The organism is Arthrobacter sp. yr096, assembly GCF_900108925.1.
GTDB lineage: Bacteria > Actinomycetota > Actinomycetes > Actinomycetales > Micrococcaceae > Arthrobacter.
The window spans coordinates 1-5781 of the sequence record NZ_FNYI01000020.1; the positions used below are offsets into that span (position 1 = coordinate 1).

At 63.6% G+C, this 5781-nt stretch carries 5 protein-coding genes; 3 read left to right on the top strand and 2 right to left on the bottom strand.

What is annotated here, in order from left to right; translation table 11 throughout:
- The first annotated feature begins 117 nt into the window (after positions 1-117).
- Entirely contained in the window at positions 118-516 is a 399-nt protein-coding gene (locus tag BMY91_RS22805) for an Hpt domain-containing protein (RefSeq protein ID WP_090826455.1), read from the top strand.
- 4 nt (positions 517-520) lie between these two features.
- Here BMY91_RS22805 and BMY91_RS22810 read toward each other — a convergent pair whose 3' ends face one another.
- Entirely contained in the window at positions 521-1852 is a 1332-nt protein-coding gene (locus BMY91_RS22810) for an MFS transporter (protein WP_090826458.1), read from the bottom strand.
- A gap of 149 nt (positions 1853-2001) precedes the next feature.
- Here BMY91_RS22810 and BMY91_RS22815 point away from each other — a divergent pair, with 149 nt between their 5' ends.
- Positions 2002-2742, top strand: coding sequence for an IclR family transcriptional regulator (locus BMY91_RS22815; protein WP_090826461.1), 741 nt, complete (start codon positions 2002-2004; stop codon positions 2740-2742).
- A 117-nt stretch (positions 2743-2859) separates the two neighbouring features.
- Positions 2860-4047 (top strand): 4-hydroxybenzoate 3-monooxygenase, encoded by a 1188-nt coding sequence (locus BMY91_RS22820; RefSeq protein ID WP_090826463.1) that lies wholly within the window; start codon positions 2860-2862, stop codon positions 4045-4047.
- A gap of 453 nt (positions 4048-4500) precedes the next feature.
- On the opposite strand, the gene BMY91_RS22825 is transcribed toward BMY91_RS22820, so the two are convergent.
- Positions 4501-5781, bottom strand: a 1281-nt coding sequence (locus BMY91_RS22825) for an HNH endonuclease signature motif containing protein (protein ID WP_090826466.1), incomplete at its 5' end; no start/stop codon positions are given.

Here is a 5781-nt window from a genome sequence, read left to right on the forward strand (position 1 = left end):
ACACCCTCATGTACGGCGCACCCGCCATCCTGGTCATCGGAATGCTCACCTCCATCTGGACCAAAAACCCCAACAAGACAGCCCCGGAAGGCGCCGCAGAGCCCCAGGCAGCACGCGGTGAGTGAGGACACCGGGACTCCAGCCCTGGAACCGTGCCGGTTGCAGACCCTGGCTGACGATTTGGGAGACTCCCAGCCGGCGTTGCGTTTCCTGTCCACCTACCTGTCCATGCTGCCCGGCCGGATCCTCCGGATCTCCAACGGCCTGTGCCAGCACGACGCCGACGCCAGCATGGACGCCATCCTGAGCCTCAGGATTTCATCGGCCATGGTGGGTGCGCTGGAGACAGAGGACCAGTGCCGGGCCATTGAGACGATGATCAAGGAAGACCACTTCGACTGGGCCGTCCAGGCCCTTCCGGCACTCCGGAACTCGACGGACAGGTGCTTTGCAGCCGGACCCCGACTGCTGGGGAGGGCGGAGACATCGCTGTGCCCCATGCCGGACCTCCCGTAAGGGTCTAGCGGTGGGCGGGCACTCCTGGTTCAGAGGTCTTGACCTCGTGCGGGACCATGAACAGGGCGGCCACTGCCAGTACACCCGCAGCGGCAAAGACGTAGAACCCGGCGGGATAGGCGATGTTCGCAGCCACCAACGTTCCCGTCACAGCAGGACCAACAATGGCACCGATCCGGCCCACTCCAGCGGCAAAGCCAAGCGCTGTTCCGCGGAGTCGGGCCGGAAACAGTTGGCTGACCCAGGCATATACAAGTACCTGGGAACTGAAAACGAAGACCCCCGTGACGAACACGGCAGCGTTGAGCAGGAATTCGTTCTGGATCTTGACGCTCAGAATCGCAAGGAACACCGCCGACAACCCGAACCACAGCAACACGATCTTCTTGGTCCCATGCTTGTCGGCAAGGATTCCGGCCAGGAACAGCCCCGCCACGGCGCCGAGGTTGAGGACCAGCAGCAAAGTCAGCCCTGTGCTGACGGGGTATCCGGCGGCTGCCATCAGCTGCGGAAGCCACGTGTTCAGTCCGTACACCAGCAGCAGTCCCATGAATGACGCGATGCCGATGCCCACAGCAACCATGGGGTACGGCTTCTGCAGCAGGTCGCGGAACCCGGACTTGGGGACCGCAGTTTCGGAAGCGGGAGTATTGGAAGCTGCAGACTTGGAGGTACCTTCTGCTGCGCGTCCAGGCTCTGTTGCGCGTCCGACGCCGGTATCTGCCTTCGTGGCTTCGCCCGCCGTGGCGGGGGCTGCTTCGGGGAGGGACTCGGGCAGCTTGATCCACAGGAAAGGCAGGAGCACCAGCCCGGCCGCGCCACCGATGATGAACATGAGCCGCCAGTTGGGCACGATGAGGATGGCCAGCAACGCGGTGGCCACGGCACCTACGTGATAGCCGGTCATGGTCCGGGTGGTGGACTTACCTGCTGATCCGGCGGGAGCGTAGTCGTTCATGTAGGCCAGGGCGGCCGGCAGGCACGCGCCCAAACCAAGTCCGGCCAGCAAACGCAGAACTGAGAAAACAGCAACGTTCGGGGCGAAGGCGACTCCGATGGTGAACAGCGAGAAGCCTGCAACACAGGCGATGAGTAGTTTGCGTCGTCCGAACTTGTCGGAGAGCGGCGCGATGAAGAGTGCACCCAGGCCCACGCCCACCAAGGAAATGGTGGCGGCGAAGGTAGCGCCGACTGCGTCGAAGCCGAGCTCTCCGGTCTTGATCAGTGTTGGGATCACGGTGCCCAGGACCACCAGGTCGAAGCCGTCCAGAACCATGGCAAGCCAACAGAGCCAGACGGGCCATTGTGAGCGGCGGGCAGATGACAACGTTGGCATAGCGACCTCGGTACTTCTTTGTAATGGTTCCGGACCGCCAGAACGGCCGGTCGGTTATGAGAGTTGTATCACCGCGGGCTGTTGCGTGGCACACGTTCTACCATTGAACGGAAGGCTCCTCCTTGGCGCCCGTCATAAAGGAGCGCATTGTGGCCAATTCAGCATCCGGCGATTCAGTGGTAGATCGCGTGGTACGGGTGATTGAGGCCTTCCCCGAAGGGGTGACATCACTGCAGCTGACCGAACTCGCGGACCGGGCGGAACTCCCGTTGTCTTCAGCTCACAGGCTGGTCCGGCAGCTCTCTGAGCATGGACTGTTGGATCTGGGCGCCGGCGGAACTGTGCGTCTTGGCCTGCGCTTGTGGGAACTCGTCAACCGAAACTCACCCACGTTGGCCCTCCGGCAGGCGGCCATGCCTTTCATGGAGGATATTCAGCAGGTCCTCAACCAGAATGTGAACCTGGCAGTGCTCGACGGCTGGGAGGCGCTGTTCGTGGAGCGGCTTTCGCGGCGGGGATCTGTGGCAAACCGTGCACGGATCGCTGGCCGGATGCCGGTTCACATCTCCTCCGCCGGGGTGGCCTTGATGTCACACCAGCCGCGCGAGCTGCAGGCGGAGTACCTCGAACAGTTCCATGACCCATCCGGAAAGGTCACGGCCGACGTCGTGCGCCATTACCTGGCCGAAGCCGCCCAGCAGGGGTATGCACAACTGGCGGGCGTGGTGGATCCGGACACATGGGGCATCGCTGTCCCGGTGCTCAATGGCAAGCGCCGCACGGTGGCGGCACTGGGTGTCGTGGTCCCGCTGGCGGAGATGCGGCTGCAGGCGCTGGTTCCCGCGCTCCAAACAGCTGCGCGAGGGATAGGGCGTCAACTGGGCGACTAACTCCGGCTTCCGTTCAACGGAATTCTTGTAACGCCAATCACTCATGGCGGGCCACACTGATTGCAGATTCATCCCGCTTCCCAGCAAGCCGGGATCCGCAACGAAGCGAGGAAAACCATGGCACGCACGTCTATCACCACCCAAGTCGCCATCATGGGCGCAGGCCCCGCCGGACTGATGCTCTCCCACCTCCTGGCCCGTCAGGGCATCGAGTCCGTGGTGGTCGAAATCCGCAGCCGCAAGGACATCCAGGAGACGGTCCGGGCAGGCATTCTGGAGCACGGCACCGTGAACCTGTTGGTGGATTCCGGTGTTTCGGACCGGGTGCTCCGCGAAGGCGACCGGCACGATGGCATTGAGTTGCGCTTCAACGGCGAAAGCCACCGCATCAACTTCAAGGAACTCGTGGGCGAATCTGTGTGGTTGTATCCGCAGACCGACGTGTTCATGGACCTCGCCGCCCGCCGCGAGGCCGACGGCGGTGACGTTCGGTACAGCGTCACCGACACCACCGTGCATGACCTCGAAGGCAAACCGAAGGTGTGGTTCACGGATGCTGATGGCCAGGAGTTCGAGATTCAGGCCGACTTCCTGGTAGGGGCGGACGGCTCACGCAGCCACTGCCGCTTCCAGATCCCCGAGGCCAACCGCAAGTGGTACTTCCACGAATACCCGTTCGCTTGGTTTGGCATCCTCGCCGAAGCTCCGCGCAGCGCCGACGAGCTGATCTACGCCAACTCCGAGAATGGCTTCGCCCTGATCAGCCAGCGCACCGAGACCGTTCAGCGCATGTACTTCCAGTGCGACCCCAAGGAGAACGTGGCCGACTGGGACGACGAACGGATCTGGTCCGAATTCCGGAAGCGCGTCAACGGCAACGGGTTTGAGCTCAAGGAAGGACCCGTCCTTGAAAAGATGGTCCTGCCGTTCCGCAGCTTCGTCCACACCCCCATGCGCCACGGCAATCTGTTCCTGGCCGGCGACGCCGCCCACACCGTTCCACCCACCGGCGCCAAGGGCCTCAACCTGGCCATTCACGACGTCAAGGTTCTCTTCGAAGGTCTGGATTCCTTCTATTCCAACGGTTCCACGGCACTGCTGGACTCCTACAGCGACCGCGCACTGGACCGGGTGTGGAAGGCCCAGCATTTCTCCTATTGGATGACCTCCATGCTGCACACCGTTCCCGGCGCCGATGACTTTGACAGGGCGCGCCAACTCGGCGAGCTGCACTCTGTGGTCACGTCCGAACATGCCAAGGCGTACCTCGCGGAGTCGTACACGGGCTGGCCCACCTCGCGGTAAAACTGGCCCGGCTTGCCATCTTTTCGGGTGACGACGAGGTGGTAGCCGCAGCTGGGGAACGCTTGATATTCCATCAAGCCAGCGCCCGACCACGTTGAGTCTCCCCGCGGAGGCTGATTGTCGTCGGGCGCGCTGCCTTAACGGCGTTGGACGTCTGGCCGAGCCGAATAGTCTCGGCGCAAGCATTGTCTCGCCGCATGCATTGTCTCGCCGCAATATGGATCCGATCAGTGCCGCCCCGCGCTCGTGGCCACTGGGAACTGTGCACCGTATGGTCGGGGCCTATGTATGGACCGGGCATCATGGCGGGCCGCCCGCGCGGCATGTCTCGCTGTGCGAATGAGCTCAATGCAGCCGGAAGATGCCGACGAAGAGCACGGCAGCGCCCAAGTTCCTCACACTGGATGACTCCGAACTGGAGCGTTCCTCACCGCTCCCGTTCCCGGCACGTGTTTATGTTCGGTGGGGTGTGTGGTGGTGGTTGCGTCTGGGTGTTTGGTGGGGGTCGATGTGGGGTGGGGGGATGAACCAGGGGATTCCGGTGGTGAGGGTGATTCGCCATTGTTCTTTGTGGATGAGGTGGTGGTGGTGGCTGCAGAGGAGGGTGCCGTTTTCTGTGCTTGTGGTGCCGCCGTGGGACCAGTAGGTGATGTGGTGGGCTTCGCACCAGGGTGCGGGCATGGTGCAGTCGGGGAAGGCGCAGCCGCCGTCGCGGGCGGTGATTGCTTTGCGGATGTGGGGCGGGAAGATGCGGGTGGTTCGTCCGATGTCCAGGACGCGGCCTTGGCTGCCGAGCAGGACGGGGATGATGTCGGCGTCGCAGGCGATTTTGCGGATGGTGTTGGGGTGTAGCGGGCCGGTGAAGGTCGCTGTTCCGGAGCTGAGCGGGTTCGGACCCGTGCCGGTGGTGTCGGCGTGGTTGGGCTCGTCGGGATGGTTGGTGTGGCGGGGTTCGGTGGTGTGCCCGTTGTGGTTGGGCTTGTTGTGGTGGGTGAGTTGTTCGAAGAGGTGGCGGTGGTCGATGGTGACGGTGAGTTGGGGTCGGAGTCCGCCGTTGGAGGGTAGTTTCCCGGTGCTCATCGCGAGGGCGCAGGCGCCGACGAGGCCGTTGAGTAGTTTCTGGGCGCGGGTGCGTCGGTCCAGGCCCGGTTCGGTGGGGGATTCCGTGGGGGTTTCCGTGCTGGTTCCGTCGTCCGGGGTGTGACCGGGTTCGGTGGTGTGACCGGGTTCGGTGGTGTGACTGGGTTCTGGTGTGGTGAGGCGGGGGTTGGTGGCGGTGTTCATGGCGGTGGTGAGGGCTTCGATTTGTTCGTCGGTGGCGAAGATTTCGAGGTGGTGGAGTCCGTGGCGGCGTCGGCGGCGCAGGAACGCGCCTTGGAGTTGGCGGAGGGCTTCTTCTGAGGGTTCCGGGCCGTCTTGGTCGATTCTGTCGGACCAGGCTTTGGCCATTTTGGCGACGAAGTCGGGGTCGGTTTCCTTCGCGGTGGCGGTGAGGGCTTGTTCCATCAGGGTGATGGTGTCGTCGTCGGTGAGGTGGCGGGTTTTGTCCAACGCGGCACTGATGATGGTCGCGGAGCGGGACGGGAGCAGGGCTGAGGAGTGGGCGTCGGCGAGGATCTCGCGGCGGGCGGGAATGTGCTGGCCGGTCATTCCTGTCTGGGGTAGGACGTCGTTGGCGAGGGCGAGCCGGCGGCGGGCTTCGCTGATGCTGATCCTTAGCCGGGCGCGCAGGAA